Annotated in this window: 25 protein-coding genes; 14 read left to right on the top strand and 11 right to left on the bottom strand. The window is 40.7% G+C overall.

The window, feature by feature from the left end:
• The first annotated feature begins 28 nt into the window (after positions 1 to 28).
• From ccsA to E1160_RS17450, 13 genes are all read left to right on the top strand, one after another.
• Positions 29 to 823: a cytochrome c biogenesis protein CcsA gene (gene ccsA / locus E1160_RS09765; protein ID WP_155154968.1), complete on the top strand. Its 795-nt coding sequence runs from the start codon at positions 29 to 31 to the stop codon at positions 821 to 823.
• A gap of 110 nt (positions 824 to 933) precedes the next feature.
• The gene (gene dusB / locus E1160_RS09760; protein WP_155154967.1) at positions 934 to 1,941 is read left to right on the top strand and encodes a tRNA dihydrouridine synthase DusB; all 1,008 of its coding nucleotides are present in this window, start codon (positions 934 to 936) and stop codon (positions 1,939 to 1,941) included.
• Positions 1,938 to 2,996 carry a two-component system sensor histidine kinase NtrB gene (locus E1160_RS09755; protein WP_155154966.1) on the top strand — a complete coding sequence of 353 codons (1,059 nt, stop codon included), beginning with the start codon at positions 1,938 to 1,940 and terminating at the stop codon, positions 2,994 to 2,996. The genes dusB and E1160_RS09755 overlap by 4 nt, the downstream gene beginning before the upstream one ends.
• 14 nt (positions 2,997 to 3,010) lie before the next feature.
• Positions 3,011 to 4,465, top strand: a complete 1,455-nt coding sequence (gene ntrC, locus E1160_RS09750; protein WP_155154977.1) for a nitrogen regulation protein NR(I) — start codon at positions 3,011 to 3,013, stop codon at positions 4,463 to 4,465.
• Between the two features lie 17 nt (positions 4,466 to 4,482).
• A complete protein-coding gene (locus tag E1160_RS09745) occupies positions 4,483 to 6,714 on the top strand; it encodes a sensor histidine kinase NtrY-like (RefSeq protein WP_155154965.1) in 2,232 nt (743 codons plus the stop codon).
• 32 nt (positions 6,715 to 6,746) lie between these two features.
• The gene (ntrX, locus tag E1160_RS09740) at positions 6,747 to 8,147 is read left to right on the top strand and encodes a nitrogen assimilation response regulator NtrX (RefSeq protein ID WP_155154964.1); all 1,401 of its coding nucleotides are present in this window, start codon (positions 6,747 to 6,749) and stop codon (positions 8,145 to 8,147) included.
• Between the two features lie 38 nt (positions 8,148 to 8,185).
• On the top strand, positions 8,186 to 9,562 hold the full coding sequence (gene trkA, locus E1160_RS09735; RefSeq protein WP_155154963.1) for a Trk system potassium transporter TrkA: 1,377 nt from the start codon (positions 8,186 to 8,188) through the stop codon (positions 9,560 to 9,562).
• A gap of 15 nt (positions 9,563 to 9,577) precedes the next feature.
• A complete protein-coding gene (locus E1160_RS09730; RefSeq protein ID WP_155154962.1) occupies positions 9,578 to 10,243 on the top strand; it encodes an HAD family hydrolase in 666 nt (221 codons plus the stop codon).
• A 224-nt stretch (positions 10,244 to 10,467) separates the two neighbouring features.
• Positions 10,468 to 10,722, top strand: a complete 255-nt coding sequence (gene hfq, locus E1160_RS09725) for an RNA chaperone Hfq (RefSeq protein WP_155154961.1) — start codon at positions 10,468 to 10,470, stop codon at positions 10,720 to 10,722.
• Between the two features lie 47 nt (positions 10,723 to 10,769).
• Positions 10,770 to 12,164: a GTPase HflX gene (hflX, locus tag E1160_RS09720; protein WP_155154960.1), complete on the top strand. Its 1,395-nt coding sequence runs from the start codon at positions 10,770 to 10,772 to the stop codon at positions 12,162 to 12,164.
• Between the two features lie 94 nt (positions 12,165 to 12,258).
• On the top strand, positions 12,259 to 13,080 hold the full coding sequence (locus E1160_RS09715; RefSeq protein ID WP_155154959.1) for an inositol monophosphatase family protein: 822 nt from the start codon (positions 12,259 to 12,261) through the stop codon (positions 13,078 to 13,080).
• A 45-nt stretch (positions 13,081 to 13,125) separates the two neighbouring features.
• Positions 13,126 to 13,998 (top strand): NAD(P)-dependent oxidoreductase, encoded by an 873-nt coding sequence (locus E1160_RS09710; RefSeq protein ID WP_155154958.1) that lies wholly within the window; start codon positions 13,126 to 13,128, stop codon positions 13,996 to 13,998.
• Positions 13,999 to 14,015: 17 nt separating this feature from the next.
• The gene (locus E1160_RS17450; RefSeq protein WP_155154957.1) at positions 14,016 to 15,221 is read left to right on the top strand and encodes an adenylate/guanylate cyclase domain-containing protein; all 1,206 of its coding nucleotides are present in this window, start codon (positions 14,016 to 14,018) and stop codon (positions 15,219 to 15,221) included.
• A gap of 13 nt (positions 15,222 to 15,234) precedes the next feature.
• On the opposite strand, the gene E1160_RS09700 is transcribed toward E1160_RS17450, so the two are convergent.
• Positions 15,235 to 15,960, bottom strand: a complete 726-nt coding sequence (locus E1160_RS09700) for a glutathione S-transferase family protein (protein WP_218048824.1) — start codon at positions 15,958 to 15,960, stop codon at positions 15,235 to 15,237.
• Positions 15,961 to 16,068: 108 nt separating this feature from the next.
• Here E1160_RS09700 and E1160_RS09695 point away from each other — a divergent pair, with 108 nt between their 5' ends.
• Positions 16,069 to 16,827 (top strand): helix-turn-helix transcriptional regulator, encoded by a 759-nt coding sequence (locus tag E1160_RS09695; RefSeq protein ID WP_155154955.1) that lies wholly within the window; start codon positions 16,069 to 16,071, stop codon positions 16,825 to 16,827.
• Here the strand turns inward: E1160_RS09695 and mazG are convergent.
• From mazG to E1160_RS09645, 10 genes are all read right to left on the bottom strand, one after another.
• On the bottom strand, positions 16,824 to 17,597 hold the full coding sequence (gene mazG, locus E1160_RS09690; RefSeq protein ID WP_155154954.1) for a nucleoside triphosphate pyrophosphohydrolase: 774 nt from the start codon (positions 17,595 to 17,597) through the stop codon (positions 16,824 to 16,826). The two genes, E1160_RS09695 and mazG, sit on opposite strands and share 4 nt — an antisense overlap.
• 126 nt (positions 17,598 to 17,723) lie before the next feature.
• On the bottom strand, positions 17,724 to 18,062 hold the full coding sequence (locus tag E1160_RS09685; protein WP_155154953.1) for a glyoxalase superfamily protein: 339 nt from the start codon (positions 18,060 to 18,062) through the stop codon (positions 17,724 to 17,726).
• A 15-nt stretch (positions 18,063 to 18,077) separates the two neighbouring features.
• A complete protein-coding gene (locus E1160_RS09680) occupies positions 18,078 to 18,857 on the bottom strand; it encodes an MBL fold metallo-hydrolase (protein WP_155154952.1) in 780 nt (259 codons plus the stop codon).
• A complete protein-coding gene (locus E1160_RS09675; RefSeq protein ID WP_155154976.1) occupies positions 18,857 to 19,654 on the bottom strand; it encodes a TatD family hydrolase in 798 nt (265 codons plus the stop codon). The genes E1160_RS09680 and E1160_RS09675 overlap by 1 nt, the downstream gene beginning before the upstream one ends.
• Before the next feature lie 34 nt (positions 19,655 to 19,688).
• Entirely contained in the window at positions 19,689 to 21,239 is a 1,551-nt protein-coding gene (metG, locus tag E1160_RS09670; protein ID WP_155154951.1) for a methionine--tRNA ligase, read from the bottom strand.
• Positions 21,240 to 21,296: 57 nt separating this feature from the next.
• Positions 21,297 to 22,421: a DNA polymerase III subunit delta' gene (locus tag E1160_RS09665; RefSeq protein WP_155154950.1), complete on the bottom strand. Its 1,125-nt coding sequence runs from the start codon at positions 22,419 to 22,421 to the stop codon at positions 21,297 to 21,299.
• Positions 22,422 to 22,426: 5 nt separating this feature from the next.
• Positions 22,427 to 23,071 carry a dTMP kinase gene (tmk, locus tag E1160_RS09660; protein ID WP_155154949.1) on the bottom strand — a complete coding sequence of 215 codons (645 nt, stop codon included), beginning with the start codon at positions 23,069 to 23,071 and terminating at the stop codon, positions 22,427 to 22,429.
• 19 nt (positions 23,072 to 23,090) lie between these two features.
• Positions 23,091 to 24,242 (bottom strand): D-alanyl-D-alanine carboxypeptidase family protein, encoded by a 1,152-nt coding sequence (locus E1160_RS09655; RefSeq protein ID WP_218048823.1) that lies wholly within the window; start codon positions 24,240 to 24,242, stop codon positions 23,091 to 23,093.
• 115 nt (positions 24,243 to 24,357) lie between these two features.
• Complete coding sequence (locus tag E1160_RS09650; protein WP_155154947.1) at positions 24,358 to 25,401, bottom strand: septal ring lytic transglycosylase RlpA family protein; 1,044 nt, start codon at positions 25,399 to 25,401, stop codon at positions 24,358 to 24,360.
• Between the two features lie 24 nt (positions 25,402 to 25,425).
• Positions 25,426 to 26,622, bottom strand: a complete 1,197-nt coding sequence (locus E1160_RS09645; protein ID WP_218048822.1) for a lytic murein transglycosylase — start codon at positions 26,620 to 26,622, stop codon at positions 25,426 to 25,428.
• Positions 26,623 to 26,825: the final 203 nt, after the last annotated feature.

Raw genomic sequence — 26,825 nt, 5'->3', positions numbered from 1 at the left:
CCGTTAAAGAGATGATATAACTCGCAACATGTCTGAATATTCTACCATCCTATCTTGGGCGCCAGCTTTCGCATTTCTGCCGATCTGCATTCTTTCCTTCCGAAAGATGCAAGATGACGCGATTTTATTTTATCTACTCATCTTCGCAACCCTGATTTCGGGAATTTCTTTCTATTACGTATGGCATCATCATTGGGAACGTAGTTTTTCTTCAACTATCTCAGCAACAATATTTGGTAGCTGCCTGATATATATATTATTTTCCCTTGTTGAGCCTGCAGCAAAAAAACTTACAAGCTTAATTTCTTTTTATATGATTTATCTTGCTGCATTGGCCGCAATATCAAATACAAGTGGAAATATAGGCGATCCTATTGCTGAGAGTAGCTGGCTGATTCTTCATATTCTATTTGCTGTATTAACTTATGCTTTGTTAACTTTAGCTGCAATCACAGCTCTGGCAGTAGCGATAAAAGAGACATCCTTAAAACGTCGCACTAAGTCAAAAATTGCAGATATGTTGCCTTCCGTATATGACGCAAACCACTTGCAGTTTCTTTTTATGGTTTTTGCCGAACTTCTTCTGGCCGTTGATTTGATTACTGGTGTTGCTGTAAATATTATTTATCATGACAGCTGGTTTACGTTTGATCATAAGACAACACTAACCACGATTGCGTTTTTTGGGATTGCTGTATTACTTTATATGCACAGGAAGCTTGGGTTACGAGGTCGTAAGGCTTCTCATTGGATTTTATTAGCTTACCTATTAGTAACTGCGGGCTACCCCGGCGTGAAATTCATCTCTGATGTTCTTTTGTAACCGTTAACTTCATTAACTTACACCGTTTCAGCATTATTTTCTGGCCTATCTTTTGTGCATAAACTATATATGCTTAAATTTTGTGCACCCATCAGATTAAGGCATCCGAAATGCTAAAGCCTATACAAATTGGTGACATCCGCCTAGATACGCCTGTCGTGCTTGCGCCTATGTCAGGCGTTACCGATTTACCTTTCCGAAGAGCCGTTAAAAAATTCGGGGCAGGGATGGTCGTATCGGAAATGGTTGCATCGAATGAAGCCTTGCGTGAAACCGAAGGCACTATGAAACGATTATCTAAATCTGAAATTGATCAACCCCAAGTTATTCAATTAGTAGGCCATGACCCAGAAACTATGGGAAAGGCAGCAAAGTTTTGCGAGGACCTTGGGGCAGATATTGTAGATATTAATTTCGGTTGCCCCGCTAAGAAGGTAACCAACAAAGCTTGTGGTTCTGCATTAATGAAAGACGAAGATCAGGCATGCCGTATTATTGAAGCAGTGCTAAATAGTGTTTCTATCCCTGTAACTGTTAAAATGCGTATGGGATGGGATCATGATGATCTGAATGCACCCAGTTTGGCTTCAAAGGCAGAAAAAATTGGAATTAAACTCGTAACAGTTCATGGGCGTACTAGAGAACAGAAATATACAGGTCATGCAGACTGGTCTTTCGTGAAAAATGTTAAGGGCGCAGTATCAATACCTGTTCTCGTGAATGGCGATATCAATACAGTTTATGATGCACGTGAAGCGCTTGAAAAATCACAAGCTGACGGCATTATGATTGGACGTGGCGCGCAAGGAAAGCCATGGTTTTTGTCACAAGTTATCGCTTATTTAAATGATAACCGTATTATCGATACCCCTGATTTCTTAATTCAACGTGACACTTTGTTGAGTCATTATGAAGAAATGTTGAGCCATCATGGCGAATATATGGGGGTCCGCATGTCGCGTAAACATTTGACCTGGTATGTTAAATCAGTTCCGGGTGCTGCAAGCTTTAGGGACTATCTGATGAAACTTACAAAGCCTGAAGAAGTGAAGCAGGCAATTGTAGAATTTTATGACCCTCTTATAAATAACAGTATGAATAAACAGGTTATTTCATGACACCGGATATTATTTTAAATTCTATGCCTGATCCGGTTCTTGTTGTTAATCAAAAAGATGATATTTCTTTTCTAAATCTTGCGGCAGAGGGTTTTCTACAAGGAAGTCGCGAGCAGTTAATTGGTCAAAATCTACAAGATTTAATTCCACAAGATAGTCCGGTATTATTCTTACTTTCCAAAGTTCGTCGGCATGGCACAAGCTATACTGAACATGGAATCATACTAGCTTCTCCAAAGATTGGTTCCCATCAAGTTTCTATATCTGCCGCACCGGTTATAGATGATCCATCAGCAATTACTTTGGTGTTTCAGCATGAGTCTATTGCAGAGAAGTTAAACGATAATCTCTCCCAAAAAGGAGCAGCGCGCTCCGTGTCCGCGCTTGCTGCGATGCTTTCACATGAAATCAAAAACCCATTATCAGGCATTCGTGGTGCTGCTCAGTTATTAGAAATGATTATAGAACCAAATGACCGTGAGTTAACAACTCTTATCAAAGATGAAACAGATCGGATTGTAAAACTTTTAGATCGCATGGAAGTTTTCACTGATAATCCTTTGCTAGATCGCTCTGCCGTGAATATTCATGAAGTTCTTGATCATGTGGTGCGTTCAGCAAAATCTGGTTTCGCGTCGAAGTTTAAAATCATTGAGAACTATGATCCATCGTTACCTGCTGTATTTGGTGATCGTGACCAGTTAGTTCAGATATTTATGAATTTAGTGAAAAACGCAGCAGAGGTTTTAGAAGGCCAAGATGGGCGAATTACCATAAAAACATCTTATCGTCATGGCGTCAGGCTTGCTTTACCGGGTGGGGGCACCCCGCATTATCTCCCTCTGATGGTCACAATTGAAGATAATGGACCCGGCATTCCAGATGATATTCGAGATCATCTTTTTGATCCCTTTATAACCACAAAGCATAATGGTTCTGGTCTAGGTTTGGCTCTTGTTGCTAAGCTTGTTGGGGATCACGGCGGTGCTATTGAGCTTGATAGCAAGCCCGGTGCAACCAAATTTAATGTATTGCTTCCAATGATGAAGAACTGAGAAGGAACGGAATGATGGCTGGTGAAACTATTCTCGTCGCAGATGATGATCGTGCGATCCGTACCGTACTTGGTCAGGCTTTAAATAGGCAAGGTTATGATGTGCGTCTTACGGGAAATACAGCAACTCTATGGAGTTGGGTTGAATCTGGGCTTGGGGCACTTGTCATAACCGACGTCGTCATGCCAGATGGAAATGGACTAGATTTATTACCTCAAATCAGAAAGCGCCGCCCTGATCTACGCGTTATTGTCATGTCTGCACAAAACACTTTACTAACTGCGGTTAAGGCAACTGAAAAAGGAGCTTTCGAATATCTTCCAAAACCGTTTGATCTATCCGAAGTCATTGATTGTGTCGGTCGTGCATTAGCGTTTTCACCAGAAACCTCATCACAATCAGAACAACCTAGCGACGGTGAAAAACTTCCGCTTATTGGACGAACTCCAGCAATGCAAGAGGTGTATAGAGTAATTGCACGTCTTACAGCGACTGATTTATCTGCTCTAATCACCGGAGAATCTGGAACTGGTAAAGAGTTAATTGCTCGTGCATTACACGATTTTTCGAAACGAAAAGCCGGTCCATTTGTTGCGGTAAACATGGCAGCAATACCCAAAGATTTGATTGAGAGTGAATTATTTGGCCATGAGAAAGGTGCCTTTACCGGTGCAACTTCTAGATATGCAGGTCGCTTTGAGCAAGCGCAGGGAGGAACTTTATTTCTTGACGAAATTGGCGATATGCCAATGGAGGCGCAAACTCGTCTTTTGCGAGTTCTCCAAGAAGGTGAATATATGACTGTGGGCGGAAGACAGCCTATTAAAACAGACATTCGTATCGTTGCAGCTACTCACCGCGATATTAAACGAATGGTTCAATCAGGTCATTTCCGTGAAGATTTATTTTATCGCTTGAATGTTGTTCCTATCCGCGTGCCTTCATTAAGAGAACGTAAAGATGATATTCCCGATCTGGTAAATCATTTTTTATCTCATGCTGTTGATCAAGGGCTACCTTCCAAAACAATCACACCGTCGGCCATGAAAAAATTAAAGGATGCACGTTGGCCAGGAAATGTACGTGAGCTAGAAAATTTGGTTCATCGACTCGCTGCACTTTATGCACAAGATGATATTGATGTTGATGTGATCGAAGCAGAGCTTTCTGATCAACAAAACATCCTTCCAGACCGCAATACGCCTAACGAAGGTGAAAGCATGTCTGAAGCTATAGAAAGGCATCTAAGAAAATATTTCGAAGCCCATGGAGATGATTTACCTGCATCAGGTTTATATGCCCAAATGTTAAAGGAGTTTGAACACCCCTTGATTAATTTATGTTTGGAATACACGGATGGAAATCAAATAAAATCTGCTGACATTTTAGGTCTGAATCGTAATACGTTACGCAAGAAAATCAGAGAGCTTGGTATTCCTGTGATACGTGGCACCTCTAAGCGTATATAATCTAAGGCATACTTTATATGGTAAATGCAGAAACAAACATAATTGAAGAAAATGAACGAAAGCGTAAAATACGACGTCTGAACAGATCTATTGCGATTGCGCTTGCTTTCACTTCAATTCTATTTGGCGTAGCCACATTCGTCGTAATGAGTGGTGCGCTACCCTATGAGGTTACCGCCGATCAAATATTGCTTATGATATACATTGATGGTGCCTTGCTACTTGCGACTTCAGTCATTCTGACACACCGCCTGGTTCAAATTTGGTCTGCAAGACGTAGAGGATCGGCAGGTGCGCAAATCCATTCAACATTAGTTTTATATTTTGCAGCATTAGCAGCGGTACCCGCTATTCTTATTTCAATATTTTCTTTGATATTTTTTGACCTCGGTTTGGACTCATGGTTTAGCCAACGCGTACGCACGGCCGTTGTCGAAAGTCAGGCAATCGCCGAAGCCTATCTCGCAGAACATAATAAAATTCTGCAAGCTGATGCATTGCGTATCGCACGTGACATTTCCAAAGACTCACATATCATGATCAACAATGATGCTTTATTGGAACGCGCACTAAAAATTCATGCTGACCTTCGGAATGTAACAGAAGCTCTAATCTTCCATCCAACCGACGGAGTAAAGGCAAGGGCTGGCTTTACTTATGTATTGGAATTTGAACCAATTCCACAATCTGCTTTTGAAGAAGCGAGCCGGGGAGAGGTTACTCTCCTTTCAACTGCACAAGAAGATCGTGTACGTGCATTGGTAAAGCTTGATGGCTTTATCGGCGATATATATTTACTAGCAGGGCGTTATATTGATCCTTTAGTTCTTGAAAAAGCGACTAAGGCACAGAATGCAGTGGCACAATTTCGTAACCTTGAACAGCAACGTGGCGATATTAAAATATCATTTGCATTCGCCTTCATGATTGTGACTCTATTATTGCTCCTAGCAGCTGTTTGGATTGGTTTAAGTTTTGCCGCCAATTTGACACGTCCGATTTCCACACTAATTGCAGGAACAGAAGCTATTCGAAGTGGAGATTTGTCCATCCGAGTTCCTGAAGTTAAGAAAGAAAATGAGCTTGCTACGCTCAGTCGAGCTTTTAACAGAATGACGGAACAGCTTGAAACTCAAAGAAAAGAAATTATTGAGGCTAGCCAAGTTATAGATGAAAGAAGGCGCTTTACAGAAGCCGTATTAACAGGTGTTTCTGCTGGTGTTATTGGTCTTGATAGAAAAGGGCGGATAGATTTGCCTAACAAAGTTGCCTCGGAATTACTAGGATTGAGGTTAGATGAATTGAAAGGACACGAGCTTGCTTCACTCGTTCCTGAAATGGCACCATTGTTAAAAAGAGCCATACAAGATTATCATATTGATCAATTTTTAGGTGAAGAAATCAAAATCGATGTGGACGGGCAGATGCGTAATCTTTATGTACGCATTGGTGCAGAAACAGAAACTTTAGATGATGAAGTAATCGTAGATGGTTTTATCGTAACATTTGATGACATTACGAATCTACAATCAGCTCAGCGGAAGGCTGCTTGGGCAGATGTAGCACAACGCATTGCACATGAAATTAAAAACCCTTTAACACCAATTCAGCTTTCTGCAGAACGGTTGAAACGAAAATATTCAAAACAAATTCAAGATGATAAAGAAACGTTTGAGGCTTGCACTGATACGATTGTTCGTCATGTGGAAGATATTGGACGAATGGTTTCTGAATTCTCTAGCTTTGCACGTATGCCAAAACCAACAATGCAAATGGAAAATTTAGCTGACTTATGTCGCCAAACTGTTTTCCTGCAAAAGAACGCAAATAGAAATGTGGAATATATTTCAGAAATTCCGCAAGGAGAAATTTCAGCTTTTTGTGATGGTAGGCAAATCTCTCAAGTTTTAACGAATTTACTACAAAATGCGTATGATGCCATTGAAGGACGAACTCAAGATCGTCGACTAGAGAAAGGTGAAATAAAACTCGAATTACTACAAAAAGAAGGCGGTCTAGAAGTAAGAATCACCGATAATGGCAAGGGGCTACCAGTTGAAGAGCGTAAAAACTTAATGGAACCTTATGTTACTACGCGTGAAAAGGGAACTGGATTAGGTTTAGCGATCGTGAAAAAGATTATGGAAGACCACAATGGTGAGTTTATTTTGAATGATCGCGAAGACGGACGAGCTGGGGCTATCGCAACCTTGATATTTTCTGGTCAATCCGGCCAACGCGGTGCATAACGATAACAAATAACTAATGGAGTATACAGGCAATGGCGCCTGAAATTCTAATTGTAGATGATGAAGCTGATATTCGTGGTTTAATCGCAGAGATTTTACGTGATGAAGGATATGAAGCAAGAGAAGCTGCATCTGATAAGGAAGCTTATGCTGCAGTAGCAGCACGTCAACCAGCCCTCATGATTTTGGACGTTTGGTTAAATGGTAGCGAACATGATGGCATACAAATTTTAGAAAACATTAAGAAAAACCACCCGTCATTACCAGTTATTATGATTTCAGGTCATGGAACTGTGGATATGGCTGTAAGCGCGACAAAAATCGGTGCGTATGATTTTATTGCAAAACCTTTTAAAACCGATGTTCTTCTTCATACAATAGAACGTGCTTTATCCGAAGCAAAGTTACGTAAAGAGAATGAAGAACTAAAAAAACTGAGTGGCGAAGGCGAGCATCTAAACCTCGTTGGTCAATCAAGTGTCATCACTGAAATCCAAAAAGAAATTGAGCGTGTCGCTGAAATGGAGAGCAGGGTTTTAATCACTGGTGATCCGGGTTCAGGTAAGAATTTCGTTGCTAAACTCATTCATAAACAATCCCCTAGGAAAGATGGACCATTTGTGGTTTTGAATTGCGCAGCATTGTCTTCTGAAAAAGTAGAAGAAACTCTATTTGGTGTAGAACAAACACCAGATACACCGCGCAAAGTAGGGTTACTGGAAGAGGCTCATAGCGGTATTTTACTACTTGATGAAGTGGCAGATATGCCTTTGGATACACAAGGTCGTATTGTACGCGTCTTGCATTCTCAAAAGTTCCAACGTCTTGGTGGTGAAGGTTTTGTAGAGGTGAATGTTAGAGTTCTTGCGACAAGCAATAAAAACCTCCAACAACTCATGGAAAATGGTCTTTTCCGAGAAGATTTATATTATCGCCTAAATGTGGTGCCTTTAAACATCCCACCACTTGTTGAGCGTAGAGATGACATCCCTGATTTAGCAAAACAACTACTTAAGAAGCGTGCAATAGCGACTGGACGGGCTACGCCAATTCTTACAGAAGATGCCGTTTCGGTTCTTCAAACTCATGAATGGCCGGGTAATGTTTGGGAATTAGCAAATATTATTGAGCGGGCCCTTATTATAGCTCAAAATCGTGATAACAGTGCTATTAGCGGAGACGTTGTAAATTCCGCTTTAAGTGAGCAGAGCGAGTCAAAGCTAATGAGTTGGTCTCGTGCGCCAGAGGTACTGAACAAACCACTTCGTGAAGCACGAGAATCCTTTGAGAGAGAATATCTAATGTTTCATCTGGATCGCTTTGGTGGCAATATTAGCCGTACGGCAGAATTCGTTGGAATGGATCGTGCTGCTTTACATCGCAAACTTAAAGGTTTAGGTGTTCAATCCAATACAAAATCAACTGGTTCTTAATCTAAGTCAGTTTCTATTTTTATCTTTGGGGTTAATTCATGAAAGTCATCATTTGCGGCGCCGGACAAGTAGGTTTCCATCTCGCGCGCTATCTTTCTGCAGAAGACAACGATATTACTGTTGTGGATCAGTCCCCTGAATTAATTGGCAAAATCAATGATCAGCTTGATGTCCAAGCCTTCGTCGGTCATGCGGCTCATCCCCATACGTTGGAAAGAGCAGGGGCTGAAGATGCAGATATGCTGATTGCAGTTACGTTTACAGATGAAGTGAATATGACAGCGTGTCAGGTTGCTCATTCCTTGTTCAATGTTCCAACTAAAATAGCGCGTATCCGACAGCAAAATTATCTCGATCCTTTATGGGGAAATTTATTTTCCAAAGATAATTTGCCAATCGACGTAATTATTTCGCCGGAGATAGAAGTTGCGAGAGCTATAAACCGAAGACTTCATGTCCCTGGCGCATTTGACATGATTCCAATGGCTGATGATCGTGTCCGTGTTATCGGAGTGCGCTGCACAGAAGATACTCCGATTATTAATACGCCATTGCGACAACTGACTTCATTGTTTCCGGATTTGAGTATTAGGGTGATTGCTATTCGTCGCGACACAAAGATGATTATTCCAACATCTAATGACCAAATGTTTGCTGGGGATGAGGTGTATTTTGTTACGGAAACAGCGCATCTGTCTCGTGCAATGTCTGCATTTGGCCATGAAGAAAAAGAAACGCGCCGGATCGTCATTATTGGTGGCGGTAATATAGGCACCTATCTAGCTAAAGAACTTGAAGAAGCCAATGATGGATATTCTGCTCGTATTATTGAGTATAGCCCAGAACGTGCTCGCGAAGTGGCAGAGATTTTACCAACTACAAGTGTTATTCGTGGCGATGCTCTAGATAGCGAAATCCTTGAGGAGGCCAATATCTCGCGTGCAGAAGCAGTAGTTGCCGTCACAGATCAAGATGAGACAAATATTCTTTCTTCGCTTCTAGCAAAACGTCAGGGTGTTGAGCGTGCTATAACTTTGGTGAATAAGGCGAACTATAACCAACTTATAAACAACCTTGGAATTGATGTTGTGGTAAGTCCAAGAGAAATCACTGCATCTACCATCTTACAGCATGTTCGTCGTGGACGTATTCGTGCTGTACATAGCTTAAGAGATGCTGAGGCTGAAGTCATTGAAGCCGAAGCATTAGCAACTTCCCAATTGGTAGGTAAGGCAATCCGCGACGCAAAGATTCCAAAAGGTGTTGTTGTTGGTGCAATTGTTCGTGGAGAGGAAATTATAATTCCACGCGCCGGGACAATTATTGAAGAAAACGATATTATTATTCTATGTGCATCTTCTGAAGTCGTTCGAAAGGTTGAAAAACTTTTCGCAGTTCGACTTGAATATTTCTAGTTTGGCATAATCAAAATGATTAGACGAATTGAAAAATTAAAACATCCGAAGGCTATCGTTTTTGATTGGGATAATACCTTGGTCAACACGTGGCCAGTCATCCATAAATCCCTTGAAGAGACCTATTTAGCATTTGATAAAAAGCCAATGACCATGGATGAAGTTAAGTCAAATGTTAAATATTCTTTGAGGGATAGCTTTCCAGATATATTCCATGATGAGTGGGAAAAAGCGCGCGACATCTTCTATGATACATTTGAGAAAGTGCATCTTGAAGAATTACAAAAACTGGAAGGGGCTGATATTTTCCTTAATGATCTTAAATCACTAGATATTCCAATCTCCCTTGTTAGCAATAAAACAGGAAAATATCTTAGGCAAGAAGCAAAACATCTCGAATGGGACGAGCTTTTCCACCGTATGATCGGCGCAGGTGATGCTGAAAATGACAAACCTGCGATCGATCCTTTGTATTTAGCTCTCGAAGAAACGAATCTTGAGTTAAACGAAGCCATTTGGTTTGTCGGTGATTCCGAAGTGGACATAAAAATTGCTGAAAATGCTGGTTGCACAGGAATTTTGCTTCATTTTAATGAAGTACCTACAGATATGGCAGCTTGCCCCCATCAAGTTCATCCAGATTTTGACAGCCTGATACGCGAAATAAGACAGTTTTATTAAAAAAATACAAATAGTTCACAAGTCCTCTTGCATTCTAAACGCAATCCAGATTAGAGTATCTAAGCGATAAAATTCTATTTTGTCGCTTCTTGCTTTGCGAGGTTATGAATGGCTGCGGGAAGAATGATGGTTCTTTACTGGGTAATTTGAATTGGGGACATTCAATAACTTTTTCAAGCGATGAAAAATAAACAACAAATAACTAAAAGAAAATGGGGGCACAAATGTCCGAAAAAACACAAAATCTGCAAGATGTATTCTTAAATAACCTGCGTAAAAACAAAGCATCCGTTACAGTCTTTTTAGTGAATGGTGTGAAATTACAAGGTATTGTGACTTGGTTTGATAATTTCTGCGTTTTGCTTCGTCGCGATGCACATTCTCAGTTGGTTTACAAACATGCAATTTCCACTATTATGCCGGCAACTCCGGTTCAGCTGTTTGAACCAAACGAAAAGGATGAAGGCGAATCTGCGTAATTTTCGCTATGCTTACATCCAAATTAATTCTGTTGGATGGTACTTAATTGACTAAAGAACATCGCCATGAAGGCAAAGGTTGGGGCCCGGCTGAAAGTAGTCGGGCTCTAGTGATTCACCCAATCATTCGTATTAAGGGTGAACCTCTACGTAGCCCAGACGCCCGTTTGGAAGAAGCAATTGGCCTAACTCAAGCAATTGAGTTAGATGTTGTGCATGCAGAAACAATTCGCACAGATAAAGTAAGCCCAGCTCATTTAATTGGCGGTGGCGCGAAAGAACGATTAGCTAAATTAATTAAAAACGAAGAAATTGACTTGGCAATTGTTGATAGTAGCCTTACGCCCATTCAACAACGAAATCTGGAGAAAGCCTGGGAATGTAAGGTTATTGACCGAACAGGCTTAATCCTAGAAATTTTTGGGGCACGCGCACGCACACATGAAGGTCGTTTGCAGGTAGAACTTGCAGCTATGAAATATCAAAGATCCCGCTTAGTACGTAGCTGGACTCACTTAGAACGACAAAGAGGGGGGCTAGGCTTTATTGGTGGCCCTGGTGAAAGCCAACTTGAAATCGATAGACGCTTGATCGACGAACGTATTGATAAGTTAAAACGTGAACTAGAACGTGTTAAGAGAACGCGTGAGTTACAACGTTCTGCCCGTAAACGTGTCCCTTATCCAGTTATAGCATTTGTTGGATACACAAATGCTGGAAAATCAACGTTATTTAATCGTCTGACAAACTCTGACGTTTTTGCAAAAGATCTTTTATTTGCAACCTTGGACCCGACAATGCGTTCGGTTGAACTTGTTAGTGGACGTAAAGTTATCCTATCCGATACGGTAGGTTTTATTTCCGATCTGCCTCACGATTTAATTGCTGCCTTTCGAGCAACATTGGAAGAAGTATTGGAGGCAGATATTGTACTTCATGTTCGTGACATTGCATGTAGCGATAGTGAGGAACAATTACGTGACGTGGAAACCGTACTTGCTAGCTTGAATATGGGACAATCGGTACCCGTGGTTGAAGCTTGGAATAAACTTGATCTAGTAGAAGGTGAAGAGCGAAAGGCATTGCTAGAGAAGACGTTAAGAGATGAAAATCTTATCGCAATCTCAGCTTTGAATGGCGAAGGATGTAATGCGCTTCTCTCGCGTTTAGACGATTTGCTAACCCGTCATAATACTGAATTAGAGCTTGAAATTGAGCCGTGGGATGGCAAACAACTTTCTTGGCTTTATGAACATGCAGATGTTTTACAGCGCACAGATACAGATGAAGGAAAAATTATTCTACGAGTTTCATTCGCAGCGGATATGATGGGCAAATACTTCTCGTCATACCCAAATCAACTGCCCGAAGATGATTACCAAGATGAGCTTGTTTTAGAAGACGAAGATGAAACTCGAATTCCTTTTGATCCGTTAAAGTAATTTATCATAAATAGGCAGAAATCCGCTTTTATTTATTATCTATAACGCTATATTATTATTGAGTTTTTAGCATATCATACTACGGGGGCCTATTATGGCTATGCCGGAATTTTCAGCAGATAGATTAGGACCGCATTTACGACAACTAGCGGAAGAAATCATGTTGCCAAAATTCAAAACGCTTTCTGATGAGGAAAAGCGTCAGAAAACGCCTGGCGATTACGTGACTGTGGTAGATATTGAGATGGAAAAACGCCTCGATGCGCTGCTTCCAAAACTTGTCGAAGGTTCAGTTGTAATTGGTGAAGAAGCTGTTTCTACTAATCCAAAACTTTTAAAAGAAGCGTATAAGGAAGACCTTGTATGGCTGGTTGATCCATTAGATGGTACGAATAACTTTGCCAATGGTGATGAAAATTTCTGTGTTATGGTGGCATTACATTATAAAGGCGAAGCGGTCATATCTTGTATTTATGATCCCTTGAAGAAAAAAACAGTTACTGCAGAAAAAGGGCAAGGAGCGTATAGAGAAAGTCATAAACTAACCTGCAATCCTAATGTTTCGTTTGACCAGATGACTGGGCAAATTAATTTTCGGATTATTCAGGATGTAAGCCATCGTGAATATCTGAAAAAAGATTCACAAAAACGTTTCAAAAATGTGAAACGACTAGGTTGCGCAGGACAGGATTTTATCATGCATACAGAAGATGTTAGGCATTTTTCATTATATAGTAGATTAGCTCCGTGGGACTTTGCCGCTGGTGGATTGATCTTAAAAGAAGCAGGTGGGAAGCTTGCCAAAATCGACGACAGTGAAATGCATGCCTTTGAATACGCGCATGGATTATTGACATCTGTCCATGAAAATAACTGGGTTGATCTAAGAAACTATTTTTTAAATCAAAAAATATAGTACAGTTCCTCGCAAGGGAATTAGGAAGAATATGGGAGTTTTATAATGGCAAAAGTTGCATTTATCGGATTAGGTGTCATGGGGTATCCAATGGCGGGATATCTGAAATCAAAAGGCGGCCATGAAGTAACAGTTTACAACCGAACCACTGCGAAAGCCCAGAAATGGGTGGAGGAATTTGGCGGTAATTTTGCCGAGACCCCCCGGGAAGCAGCCGCGGGTGCAGATTTTGTATTCTGTTGTGTAGGCAATGACGATGACTTACGTGGCGTCGTCCTGGGAGAAGATGGTGCATTTGCAGAAATGTCATCAGGATCAATCTTAATTGATAACACAACGACAAGCGCAGAGGTTGCACGTGAGCTTTATGCAATTGGTAAAGAAAAAGGCATTTCCTTTATCGATGCGCCTGTATCTGGTGGCCAAGCAGGTGCAGAAAACGGTGTTCTAACCGTTATGTGCGGTGGTGATGCAGATTCATATGCCAAAGCGGAGCCGCAAATCATGGCCTTTGCACGTGCGTGTCGTCGTATGGGGGATATAGGTGCAGGACAAACCACTAAAATGGTTAACCAAATATGTATCGCTGGCCTATTACAAGGTTTGGCCGAAGGAATGAATTTTGGATCAAAAGCCGGCCTTGATATGGATGCTGTTATTGATGTTATTTCAAAAGGTGCAGCTGGGTCTTGGCAGATGGAAAATCGCGGTTCCACCATGTGTAAAGGAGAATTTGACTTCGGGTTCGCAATCGACTGGATGCGAAAGGATTTAGGAATTTGCTTGGCAGAAGCTAAAAATAATGGCGCAAGATTACCAGTAACTGCTATGATTGATCAGTTTTACGCGCAAGTGCAGGCACGTGGCGGTAGTCGTTGGGATACTTCAAGTTTGATGCATTTGCTTGCCAACGATTAAGAGTTAAAGGAAATAGGGTGAGTATTAAATCTCTTCAGGAAATCGCACAAATTGTCAGCGACAAGGTGATTAACATTGGATTGATTGATGATCGCCCTGAAAAAACCTTGGAAATTTTGTGCGAAAGTTTAATCGCACTAGATTTCCCTTTAATGCGAGGGCATATCGCGACAAGTTGGCTCAATCCGATTTCTCAGTCAACGAGCGTCACATGGTTCAAAGGGAATGGTATCACAGATCGTGATAGGCATGCTCATGGGGCTGAACAGTCCGATGGTTGGTTGCAAAGTCCCTTGAAGGCGCTTTTGGACGAAGAACTTTATGAAAAAAGATTTCTATTAAATGAAGAGAATACTGAGCGTTTTCCACTATTGAAAAATATTTCTTCAACTGGAGGAACAGAATATGTTGCTTTTGTTGTTCCTTACTCAGATTCTCCAGATGCTATACAAAACCTTACAGGCGTTGTTACATCCTTTGCAACGGATCAAGAGGGTGGTTTTACGGAGGGGCAGGTCGAAATCCTACGACGAGTCATCCCAAGATTTGCACTTGCTTTTAAATCAGCAATTCGACATGAAACGTCAACAAATATCATGACGGCATATCTGGGTGAGAATGCAGCAGACCAAGTGTTATCCGGAAGTATTAAGCGCGGCGATGGGCAACATATCAATGCCGTACTTTGGTATTCAGATATGAGAGAGTCCAGCCGACTTGCTAGTGAATTAAAGCAAGAAGATTTTTTGTCCCTTTTGAATAGCTATTTTGAATGCACTGCAGGTAGTGTTTTAGATCATGGAGGAGAAGTTCTTCGCTTTGTGGGAGACGCAGTCCTCGCTATTTTCCCTATTGAAGGGCGTACCGGTGAGGCACGAGCATGTCGTATGGCAATGTCTGCCGCAAAATCAGCTTTCGAGAATATGCGCACTTTCAACGAAGATCCAGATAATGTGATGAATTTTGATTTTGGACTTGGACTACATATCGGAGATGTTCTTTACGGAAATATTGGCGTGCCTGAGCGACTTGAGTTTTCTGTAATCGGTAGAGCCGCGAATGAAGTAGCTCGCATGGAAAATCATACCAAAGAAACCCAGTCTAATGTCATTGTATCTTCATTATTCCAAGACCATGCAAAGGGTGAAGAATGGAATGATTTAGGGTTAGTAGAGTTTCGAGGGGTAGGGCGTTCTTTACACGTCTATTCCCTCGATCTTTAAAATCAATAAAATATTAAGCGGCACGCATATTTTGCTTCATTGAAAAGTCAATATATTCAGCTACTCGGTCACAATGGTCATTTAAGTTACCATATTTCTTAATCAATCCTTTTAAAGGCCCTTTGAAGTCATTAATCCGCATATTAACAATTGTCGCATATATACAGAGGTCAATCTCAGTAAAATCATTTCCATGAAAAAAGCGTTTACCACCTAAATAGTCGGAAATTGCCTTCACATCTTTCTCCGCGAAATAATAAATTTCTTTTCGCGAATGACGCCCTAATCCATGATGATAAAGCGTTGATACAACTGACTTCCTCGCCATATTTGGGATAATAGCTTTCATGATTGAAGGCATCTTTCCAAAAAAGATTTCTTTTGTTAATGACCAGTTTTCATCTTCGATCCAACGATTAAACACGATGCACCAATATAAATGTTCCTCAATTAGTGTCTGAAATGCATTAGCAACAGCGTTTTCTTCCGTTGTCATTTCACGCCCAACACGAGTATCAAACTTATCTTTTAGATATTCAATGATAAGAGTTGAATCTCCAATTTGATTACCTTCATGCCTGATAAAAGGTGCTTTATTTTTTGGGCCTTTTCGCGGATCAAACACGTGTTCAATCTTAAAATCTAAGCCTGAAAGTTTTAGCCAAGCTTCTGTTTTCAAACAAAATGCACTTAAATTCCCAACACCAAGAGCTGGGGGATACTGATACAAAGTAATCATCGTAAATTCCTCAAATATATTCATTTGCAACCGAATTCACTTGTATCTGATCGCTACTGACAGCATTATGTCAGGAGAATAAATTTAGAACAAAAGAGTTTGAATATCATGCGGCGCGCAGATCGATTATTTGAAATCATTCAGATTTTACGAAGTAAGAATAACGTTATCACGGCCCAAGACTTGGCCGAAGAATTAGAAGTTTCTGTGAGAACGGTTTATCGTGATATCGCAACGTTACAAGGTCAAAAGATTCCAATCGAAGGGGAAGCAGGCGTCGGGTATATTTTACGTGAGGGATATGACTTACCACCGTTGATGTTTAATATCGAAGAACTAGAAGCCTTGCAGCTCGGGGCACGAATTGTTGAAACATGGGGTGACCCAACGATTGCAAAAGCTGCAACTAATGTGCTTTCTAAAACATCCGCTGTCTTACCAGCCGAATTAAAAAAACATCTAAATAATTATGTAGTTGCAGCACCTTACACAAGTCGTCCTGTACCGATTGATGTGGACCTAGCCAAAATCAGACAGTGGATTAGAGAAAAGCGTCGATTGGAATTCTCATATTCAACTGAAGAAGGTAAGCCTAGTAATCGTGTGATCTGGCCTTTGTCATTGGCTTTTTACGGCCCTGTCTGGAATATCGTAGGATGGTGTGAGTTACGAGAGAGTTTCCGCGCCTTTAGACCAGATCGCATGTCAGAAGTTGTTTTCCACGAAATACATTATCCTGACCAGCCTGGACGTCGATTAAGCGATTATGCAAAATTAATGAAAGAGGAATGTGCGCAAAAAATTGAAAGTGGCAATGCCGCAGAGCAAGGGGGTGAAATTATATTCTATCCTAAACTTGCTTCTTAACCAACTGCCAGATCTTCCATATCCTCAAGACTTTGTGCGCTCAAATCCTTATCTTCATCCTTAAAACTTTTCTCCATAGCTTTGAAACGACGGGTAAATTTATTATTTGCTTTTTTAAGCGTGATTTCCGGATCCAGTTTAAAATGACGTGCTAGATTTGCCATGCAAAAAAGTAAATCACCTAACTCATCTTCAATACGCTCAATGGGAGCATGCTGATCTATCTCAACTTCTAATTCATCAATTTCTTCACGAATTTTACTGAAAACATCTTTATATGATGGCCAGTCAAAATTTACTCGTGCAGCACGTTTTGTTAGTTTTTCAGCACGTAAAAGCGCGGGTAGGGACATCGCGACTCCATCAAGAGCAGAGTCATTTTGTCCTTTCTCTTTTCTTTCCGCTGCTTTTGTATCTTCCCAGCTTTGCTTAACAGCATCAGACGTATCAGCGTTATGATCGCCAAAAACATGCGGATGCCGACGTATCATTTTATTGGAAATAATCCCTGCGACATCATTAAAGGTAAATAAGTTTTCTTCTTCAGCCATACGTGAATGAAAAACGACTTGAAGCAATAGATCACCAAGTTCATCTTTTAAGTCATTCATATCATTACGTTCAATAGCGTCAGCCACTTCATAAGCTTCCTCAACTGTATATGGTGCAATGGTTTCAAAATTCTGTTCCAGATCCCAAGGACAACCCGTTTCAGGTGTCCGTAATGCAGCCATTATTTCAAGAAGCTTATCAATATTACTGTCTGACATAATGCATAACCACGTCTATTAATTGGAATAAGAGTATTCTTCATATAATCGATTCTGACGTTTGAGTAGCAATATTATAATTTCATATTGTCGTATAATTTATATTATGGAAAATCATAATTACATTTATTCACTATTTTCGCCGTAAATCAGATAATTGCCGTCAGGATCAGTTATACGGAACTCTTTCATTCCATACGGCGTTTCCGTAATGCCTTGGTTAAGTTTTTTCGCCAGCTGATCAGTTTCTTTATACCAGATGTATGTCACCACCGGAGTAAACTGATTTTTGTGAATCTTTACTAGATGAAGCGCCGTTTGTGAAAGTTTTATAATTGCAAAACTATAATCGTCAGACACAAATCCAGATTTAAATTTTAAATTGGTAATATAATAGTCCAAAGACTTTACCATATCCGATACATGGAATACTGGCACAATATCTTCAATATGCGCATCTATCATATTTCGCAGCCTAATCTATATATTAATAGTCAGGCCATCATATCCGATTTGAACGTGATCAGGTAACTGTTTTTGAACAGTTCTGTAATCCATCTTGGTATTCATGTGAGTTAAGATTGTTACACGGGGCTTTACACGTTCAACCCATTCTAATGCTTTATTGAGATGAATATGTGTCTGATGCGGCTTTGGCTGCAGACAACCTAACACCCAAGTATCTATGCCTTTAAGTATATTAAAAGCACGCTCATCCAGTTCGACAACATCGGTAGAATACGCAAAATTATCAATACGATAACCAACAGACTTAGAAAAACCATGATCTTGTTCAAATGGTTGAACAAGATGTTTCCCAAACTTAAATGATGGATATTCATCTGTGATAATTTGCGGCCTTAGGACAGGTTTGTAATAGTAATTATGGGCAGTTGTTCCCATTTCGGTAAAACAGTAACCAAACCGGTTGTCCAAATCATCTATCGTCTGTTGTGTACCGTAAACATCTAACGGCGCATTCATCGATTGGCAAATCCAACGAAGCTCATCAATACCATGTGCATGATCAGCATGTGCATGAGTATAGAAGACAGCATCAAGTCGGTTTATATCGGCATCGATCAATTGCGCACGTAAGTCAGGGCCTGTATCAAAAAGGATTGTTTTATCAGATGTTTCCAGCAGTAACCCAGACCGACGGCGGCGATTTTTTGGCTCATTTGGATCACAATCCCCCCAACCGAGCCCGATGGCAGGCACGCCACTTGATGATCCTGAACCTAAAATCGTGATTTGCATTAACCTACAAACTTATTACGATCAATTTTTTTGAACAAATTAAAAAAGTTATCCGTCGTTCTTGCAGCAAGCTCTTCTTCAGAAATCAGTTTAATTTCGGCAACATTCTTTGCAGTATGAGTCACAAATGAAGGCTCATTCCTTTTACCACGTAACGGCACAGGTGCTAAAAATGGTGCGTCTGTTTCCACCAGTAAACTCTCAACTGGCAAGGCATCAACTGATGTACGAATTTCCTTAGCAGACTTAAAGGTAACAATACCAGACAACGAAATAGAAAGGCCTAATTCCACTGATTTTTCAGCAAGCTGCTGAGAGGAGCTAAAGCAATGAATAAGCCCGGGGTAAGCCCCCTTCTCCATTTCTTCAGTTAGGATATTTACCGTATCTTCATCCGCATCACGGGTATGAACAATCAACGGCAAACCAGTTTGACGGCTCGCTGCTATATGCGCACGAAAGCTATCTTGCTGTTTCTGTCTTGGGCTATGTTCATAAAAATAGTCCAATCCCGTTTCGCCGATTGCGACGACTTTAGGATGTTGAGCGAGCTCAACTAGCTTCTCTGTGGTTGCGTCTGCCCCCTCTTCTTCCGCTTCATGAGGATGCACACCAACACTGCAATAAACACAATCATAGCGCTCAGCAATTTCGCGAACTTTTGGAAAGTTGCTGAGCTTTGTAGAAATCGTGACCATACAACCAACGCCAGCATCGTTTGCGCGTGCCACAACATCATCAAGGTTATCGCCTTCACGTTCCAAATAATCTAGATGGCAATGGCTATCAACTAGCATCGGTTTCGTCATTTTATATTATCAATCCTATAACTTATGCATCTGCTTCTTCATCCACAAAACGTGGAAAAATACCAACAGGTTTTTCTATAGCAACACCAGATTTCAATACTTCGCCATATGCTGAGAAATCACGACTATTTTCAGAAACCTGTAATAAATCTAACATTTTATCCGCTGATTCTGGCATAAATGGACGTATAAGCAAACCAAGCTTACGGATTGTATCTGCTAATACATATAGGACCGTTTTCATGCGATCTATATCTGTCTTACGCAATGCCCAAGGTGCTTGCGCATCCACATAGCGGTTTGCCTCACCCACAACTGCCCAAATCGCCTCTAAAGCCTTATGGAAGGATTGTTGATTGATAAGGTCACGTGTCTTTACTAAAGCTTCATCCGCCATAGTCATCAAAGCTTTATCTTCATCTGTAAAGTCACCAAATTCTGGGAATTGGGCATCACAATTTTTGAAGATCATACTCATCACACGTTGGCATAGATTACCAATATCATTAGCAAGGTCCGTATTCATACGACCAACCATTGCCTCATGGGCGAAATCACCATCATTTCCAAATGGTACTTCACGCATCAAGAAATAGCGAGTTTGATCCAAGCCATATTTCTCAATTAAATCAAGTGGATCGATTACATTTCCAAGAGATTTGGAGATTTTCTGCCCCTCATTTGTCCACCAACCATGAGCAAATACCCGCTCAGGCAATGGAATATCTGCCGCCATTAAGAAAGCGGGCCAATAGACTGCATGGAAACGCAGAATATCTTTACCAACCATATGTAAACTTGCAGGCCAAAAGTCTTTAAAGCTTTGCTTCTCCATGTCAGGATAACCAGCAGCAGTTAAATAGTTTGTTAGCGCATCCAACCAAACATACATGATATGATCATCATCGTTAGGTACAGGGACACCCCAGCTAAATGTAGTACGAGAAACAGATAAATCCTTTAAGCCACCTTTAACAAAGCTTAAAACCTCATTTCTACGACTTTTAGGCGCAATAAAATCAGGATTGCTTTCATAAAGCTCAAGTAACTTATCTTCCCAAGCTGAAAGCTTAAAGAAGTAGCTAGGCTCTTCTAACCATTCCACTTCGGCACCTGTCGGGGCGATCTTGTTACCATTTGGGCCGTCAACAAGTTCCGTTTCAGTATAGAAAGCTTCATCTCGTATTGCATACCAGCCCGCATATGCGCCTAAATAAATGTCACCAGTTTCAACAAGCTTATTCCAGATAGCTTGACAAGCTTCTTTATGACGTTCCTCGGTAGTGCGAATGAAATCGTCATTTGAAAAATTCATCGCTTTTGCAAGATCGCGGAAATTCTGACTAACATTATCGGTAAATTTCTGAGGATCAATTCCTGCTTTTTCTGCAGATTGCTCAACTTTCTGGCCATGTTCATCAGTACCTGTCAGAAAATGAACGTTATATCCATCCATTCGTTTAAAACGTGCCAAAACATCACATGCTAAAGAGGTATAAGCATGACCAATATGTGGTTTGTCGTTCACGTAATAAATCGGAGTGGTGATATAAAAATTCTGACCGGCAGACATGATAGCCTCGTCCTTTATTGTTAAATTATTGAAAATTGAGATTTCTCAACAGGTCTTTTAGCGCCCTTGGGCCAAAGTTTCTAGCGTTAAAAACGCATCAATGACAACTTGACGTCTATCCAGATTACTCGGTGCTTCAGTTTGCCATAATCTTTCATTGACCAAATCTGCTGCCTCTAACCATTTACCAAGTGGCATCAAAGCCTTACAGGCCTCTATCGCCATATATTCTTCAGCAAAAATTGGCTTGGGCATATGATCACCTGCCAAAATTTTCAAAAGGCGTTTAAACCACCAATCGATAAGATTCCTGAAAACGATGTAATTTTCTTTTGCGTCTTTCCGCGAAAGTGTATCTGCCAAAGAATGTAACTTTGTTAGAGATAAGTCCTGAGGATGAGACAGTAAAGACACGACCATCCTAAACAAATCTAACCCACCATTATCTTGCAATTCCATTGCCTTACCAATACTTCCTTCAGAAAGTCGTGCAAGTGCATGTGCATCTTCATTTCCAAGTTCTGGATATTGTGATACCAATAACTCAGATACGCTCTCATCTGGTATGGATTTAAAAGTCAATTTCCTGCAACGAGATTTAATTGTTGGCAATAATCGACCGGGAGCATGGGAAATCAGAATAAATATTGCCCGTGCAGGTGGCTCTTCAAGCACTTTTAAAAGAGCATTTGCTGCATTTCGGTTTAAATCATCAGCCGCATCTACAAGGATTACACGCCAATCAGATTCCGCAGGAGTTAATCTAATGAATTCAATTGCTTTTCTGGCAATAGCCACTGGAATATCATTTTCTGCCACACGTTTGGTGTCAGGGTTCATCATACCCTTTTCAAGAATTTGAAAATCACTATGACCACCGGACATCATACGTCGATAGACAGGATGCTCCGCGGAAATTTTTAAACTATCTGGTTGATCACCAAACAATCCGCCGCCTTCTCCACCTCCGGCAAGAATAAAACGTGCGAATTGATATCCTAAACTCGCTTTTCCAATTCCCTTGGGACCTGTAAACAGCCAAGCATGATGAAGTTTGCCCGAATTCCAAGCATCTAACAAAAGCTGCTCATTTGCCTCATGACCTTTTACAGATAAGGAATCTCGAGGTGACAGTAGAGCAACATTTGTTTCATCGGCGATTTCAGGTTCATCAAACATCATCTTGCCTAAATCTCTAATTCAGGGAAAGTAGCCAGTATCTGTTGTTGAAGTCTTTCGCTCACTTCGTCAATTTCACCGTTACCATCAATTACCTTAACACGATCAGGCGCATGATTTGCGATATCTAAATATCCGTCACGCATACGTTGATGGAAAGAGATATCCATATTTTCATAACGATCTTCGCCATCACGGCGAGCCAAAGCACGCTTAAGTCCTACTTCCACAGGAATATCAATAATAATCGTCAAATCAGGATTAAAATCACCTAACGAAGCTATATGAACCTGTTCAATGCGTTCTCGCCCCAATTCATGACCATATCCTTGATAAGCCATCGTTGAATCGGCAAAACGATCGCATAATACCCATTTGCCTTCGGCGATAGCAGGTTTGATAATTTTCTCAACATGATCATTACGCGCGGCATAAAGCAATAATAGTTCCGTTACACCATCCCAACGACCAGCATCCCCGGTGACGAGAAGTTCACGAATTTCTTCGCCACCTTTAGACCCACCGGGTTCACGACTTAAAATGACTTGAATGCCATTTCTTTCGATCATTGCCGCAATTTTTTTTATCTGTGTAGACTTACCGCTTCCTTCGCCACCTTCGAAACTAATAAACCGACCGGGTTTGATAGACATATTCAAATTTCCATTCGATTTAATTTTCGCCCCACAGCAAATAGCTAAACGCTGATGACAAACGGCCAAAAGCCCCTAATTGCTCAATTGTTTCGGCTGCAACCAAAGGCAGCTCTACAGGTTCAATATCTGGAGCCGTAATATATATGCTACCCAATTGAGTCCCTTCAACAATTGGCGCTTTAACAGGTTCTGTATAACGCAAATTCACACGTAAATCATCGCGATTTTTCCGACGTAAGGTTATACCAACTTCTTCTTCAATAATAATTGGAACTTCCCCCTTAACGCCTAACCAAACTGGCAATTTTGCTACAGTTTCATTTGCGGAGAATAATTCGTAATGTTTCCATTCACGAAATCCCCAGGTCATAATACGCTCAGCTTCAACGCTACGTTCATTAGAAGATAGCATACCGTTTGCAACGAGAATTAAACGACGCCCATCTCGAATGGCAGATGCCGTAAGACCATAGCCTGACGCCTCTGTATGACCTGTTTTAAGCCCGTCAGCACCATTATAACCATTTCGAATCAAAGGATTACGATTACGCTGTTTAATACCGCTAAACGTAAAATATTCTTCTGAATAAATATGATAGTATTCCTGCATATTTCGAATGGTTGCTTCAGCAAGAAAAGCAAGGTCTCTGGCGGTCGTATAATGTTCTGGGTCTGGCCACCCCGAAGCATTTTTGAATTGAGTATTCAGCATACCTAATTCATGCGCTTTATCAGTCATAGAACGTGCAAAGGCTTCTTCACTACCTGCTAAACCTTCAGCAACAACAATTGTCGCATCATTCCCTGACTGAATAATGATGCCACGCAGAAGATCCTCAATTTTAACGCGTTTACCAACCTCAACAAACATCTTGGAGCCACCTTTTTTCCAAGCTTTACGACTTACTGGAAAAGTATCTTCTAATGAAAGCGCACCATTTTTTACTTGCTCAAGAAGCATATATGCAGTCATCATTTTTGTCATAGAGGCAGGATACATGCGCGAGTCTGCATCTTTTTCAAAAAGTATTGTGCTCGTTTCCATATCATACAGAAAAACCTGCTTTGCTGTGGTTTCAAGGTCTTGAGCGCGCACAAAGCTGCTTAACAGAATTGTGCTAAAAACCAATACAACAAATGAAAAAGAATGTTTGAAGGTTAGCTTCATGATCATGATTGCCTTTAGATCGTTTACGTTTTCTATGTCACTATAAAATGTTTATGCCTAAAATAAGGCATTTATTCAGAACGGGTATAAATATGCATTCTAGAATGTTCAATTGTTAATTCTTTGCCTCGACCACGATACGTGCATCAGGATAACCAGCATTTACAATAGCTGATTGTATATTATCTGCTTTGGTCACCGTCTCAATTGGTCCCACGCGAACACGAAATAGTGGGTTCTCACCTTTATTAACCTGCTGTATCACAACTTCACCAATTGAAGAAAGACGGGCTTGAGTTTTAACAGCATTAGCATATTGGGAAAATGCCCCCGCTTGCACGTAAATACCCGGTACAAATCCCACGACGACATTTTCTACTTTCGCTTCATCCTGAGGAATTTCAAGTGTTTCAGTTTTTACACTGGTGGGCACAGGTGTTGAGACAATCGTCGCAACAGAAACATTGTTTTCTGAAGGGGTTGGTATTGAAGTTTCCACACCATTTTCTTCAATTAATGTTTCTGTTGAGATTGCAACTGTGGGAGACGCTACTGGCTTAGGGGGGAGTTCACCATCTTTAACATCTCCTCTCATATAAGATGCTAAAAGACGGCTCTCTGCCTCTAGTATTTCAACTTTGACCAATGCAGTCCCTTGCTTCTCGAACCCTAAAAGTTGAGCTGCGCGTTTGGACATATCAATAATTCGATCATGCGCATAAGGTCCGCGATCATTTACTTTCACTTTTAAGGAGCGCCCGTTTTCAAGGTTGGTCACTCGAACAACAGATGGAAGAGGTAATGTTTTATGTGCGGCCGAAACTTTATTCATATCAAAGATAGCTCCGTTGGCTGTCTTTTTATTATGAAAATTAGGTCCATACCAAGAAGCAACACCTTGTTCCGAATATGCATAATCCTCTTTAGGATAATACCAGTTACCTTTGATTTTATAGGCATTTCCAACTTTGTAGTGGGTGCCATTGGTACCATGCTCTGGGCCACCTAAAACTGGTCCACCGCCGCTTGAATCATTAGTACTAATGGTTTTTGAAGCTTGAGATAAAAATTGAATCTCACTACAGGCCGTAAGCGATAACATGGATGAAATTAGAACTAGGCTAATTCTTGTAGATTTAAAACTTAATTTAAAACTCATTTTTTTGTCCCAAACTTCCAACTATTAACCATTAGCTTCTGAAATGATACGTTCTACCAGCGATGCCTCTGGATACCCATCAGCTGGAAGATCATTCCTAATTTGATATTCTTTAACAGCTGCTCGTGTTTTTGAGCCTAATATACCATCTGGATTGCCCGCATTGAATCCAAGAATATTCAATGCCGTTTGTAGTGCAATAGCTTCATCACGATGCAGTGGTTTATCATTTGCAGGTTTCTTGGCAACCAATCCGCCTTTACCCTGTAATTGATCCGCTAAATGCCCAACTGCAATGGCATAAAGAATAGATCGATTCCATATCATAATTTTACGGAAATTATTATACACTACAAAAGCAGGTCCTTTATGGCCTGCCGGCAATACAATTGACGCATCAATTACGACTAAAGGCAGATCTGTACCATTTGCACGTCTAACCCCCAATTTCTGCCATTCAGATAGATCCTTCTGAACGTTTAAATCGGCTAATTCATAGTTAAAATTACTAGGAAGTTTTACCTCCCTTCCCCAGGTTTGATCTTTATTCCAACCAATCTGAGAAAGATAATTGGATGAGGAATACATAACATCGGTTAAGCTACCCCATAGGTCCTTTTTCCCGTCATTATCACCATCGAAAGCATATCCAGTGAATGTAGAAGGCATAAACTGGGTTTGCCCCATTGCACCAGCCCAAGAACCAAGCATTCTATCTTGAGCAATATGACCTTGATCAAGGATTTGTAAGGCAAGAAGAAGCTCTTTTGTGAAAAATTCACTACGTCTCGGATCATGGGCTAATGTTGCAAGCGCATCTACAACAGGAAAACCACCCGTATAATCACCAAAGTTGGTTTCCAACCCCCAAAAAGCAACCAGAAAGCGAGGTTGCACACCAAACTTTTGATATACTTCGTTTAAAAGCGGTTTATGTTCTTTCAGGAGGCGTCTTCCGCGTTCTATACGTTCTTTAGAGATTGAACGTTCAATATACCCCCAAAAAGTACGAGAAAACTCTGGTTGGCGCCGGTCATAATATAAAACCTTTTCTACTGGTTCCCAGCTTGCAAATGCCTTATCAAACGTAATTTCTGAGATGCCTTCTTTGAGAGCAGTTTGCTTAAAGGTATTTAGCCACTCTGCTGGTGCTACAGAATTAGTCGTTTCTGTTTTCGTTTCTGTATCTTGTGCACTTACCGAAATATTTGCAAAGGACATCGTAATCACTGCCATCACCGGAAGGATTATGGATTTCAGAAAAGATTTCATCCTGATCATTGATAAATACCTGTCAAAAATAATTATATGTTTTCGCTATCGCGATTCGGTTTCTTTGAACAAGTATTCGCAGCTTTTCCGGCAATTGCAATTTATCTCAATCACAAAATACTATCTCCCTCCCTCTTGCATATAGGACTGAT

This window comes from Curvivirga aplysinae (assembly GCF_009711445.1).
In the GTDB taxonomy this organism is placed as follows: Bacteria; Pseudomonadota; Alphaproteobacteria; order UBA8366; family Aestuariispiraceae; genus Curvivirga; species Curvivirga aplysinae.
This window is presented reverse-complemented; position numbering and strand designations above follow the sequence as displayed.

Bases quoted from the DNA above. Each gene is read 5' to 3' on its own strand.
- ccsA (WP_155154968.1), top strand. From the start codon at position 29: ATGTCTGAATATTCTACCATCCTATCTTGGGCGCCAGCTTTCGCATTT.
- dusB (WP_155154967.1), top strand. From the start codon at position 934: ATGCTAAAGCCTATACAAATTGGTGACATCCGCCTAGATACGCCTGTC.
- E1160_RS09755 (WP_155154966.1), top strand. From the start codon at position 1,938: ATGACACCGGATATTATTTTAAATTCTATGCCTGATCCGGTTCTTGTT.
- ntrC (WP_155154977.1), top strand. From the start codon at position 3,011: ATGGCTGGTGAAACTATTCTCGTCGCAGATGATGATCGTGCGATCCGT.
- E1160_RS09745 (WP_155154965.1), top strand. From the start codon at position 4,483: ATGGTAAATGCAGAAACAAACATAATTGAAGAAAATGAACGAAAGCGT.
- ntrX (WP_155154964.1), top strand. From the start codon at position 6,747: ATGGCGCCTGAAATTCTAATTGTAGATGATGAAGCTGATATTCGTGGT.
- trkA (WP_155154963.1), top strand. From the start codon at position 8,186: ATGAAAGTCATCATTTGCGGCGCCGGACAAGTAGGTTTCCATCTCGCG.
- E1160_RS09730 (WP_155154962.1), top strand. From the start codon at position 9,578: ATGATTAGACGAATTGAAAAATTAAAACATCCGAAGGCTATCGTTTTT.
- hfq (WP_155154961.1), top strand. From the start codon at position 10,468: ATGTCCGAAAAAACACAAAATCTGCAAGATGTATTCTTAAATAACCTG.
- E1160_RS09715 (WP_155154959.1), top strand. From the start codon at position 12,259: ATGGCTATGCCGGAATTTTCAGCAGATAGATTAGGACCGCATTTACGA.
- E1160_RS09710 (WP_155154958.1), top strand. From the start codon at position 13,126: ATGGCAAAAGTTGCATTTATCGGATTAGGTGTCATGGGGTATCCAATG.
- E1160_RS09700 (WP_218048824.1), bottom strand. From the start codon at position 15,960: ATGATTACTTTGTATCAGTATCCCCCAGCTCTTGGTGTTGGGAATTTA.
- E1160_RS09695 (WP_155154955.1), top strand. From the start codon at position 16,069: ATGCGGCGCGCAGATCGATTATTTGAAATCATTCAGATTTTACGAAGT.
- mazG (WP_155154954.1), bottom strand. From the start codon at position 17,597: ATGTCAGACAGTAATATTGATAAGCTTCTTGAAATAATGGCTGCATTA.
- E1160_RS09685 (WP_155154953.1), bottom strand. From the start codon at position 18,062: ATGATAGATGCGCATATTGAAGATATTGTGCCAGTATTCCATGTATCG.
- E1160_RS09680 (WP_155154952.1), bottom strand. From the start codon at position 18,857: ATGCAAATCACGATTTTAGGTTCAGGATCATCAAGTGGCGTGCCTGCC.
- E1160_RS09675 (WP_155154976.1), bottom strand. From the start codon at position 19,654: ATGCTAGTTGATAGCCATTGCCATCTAGATTATTTGGAACGTGAAGGC.
- metG (WP_155154951.1), bottom strand. From the start codon at position 21,239: ATGTCTGCCGGTCAGAATTTTTATATCACCACTCCGATTTATTACGTG.
- E1160_RS09665 (WP_155154950.1), bottom strand. From the start codon at position 22,421: ATGATGTTTGATGAACCTGAAATCGCCGATGAAACAAATGTTGCTCTA.
- tmk (WP_155154949.1), bottom strand. From the start codon at position 23,071: ATGTCTATCAAACCCGGTCGGTTTATTAGTTTCGAAGGTGGCGAAGGA.
- E1160_RS09655 (WP_218048823.1), bottom strand. From the start codon at position 24,242: ATGAAGCTAACCTTCAAACATTCTTTTTCATTTGTTGTATTGGTTTTT.
- E1160_RS09650 (WP_155154947.1), bottom strand. From the start codon at position 25,401: ATGAGTTTTAAATTAAGTTTTAAATCTACAAGAATTAGCCTAGTTCTA.
- E1160_RS09645 (WP_218048822.1), bottom strand. From the start codon at position 26,622: ATGTCCTTTGCAAATATTTCGGTAAGTGCACAAGATACAGAAACGAAA.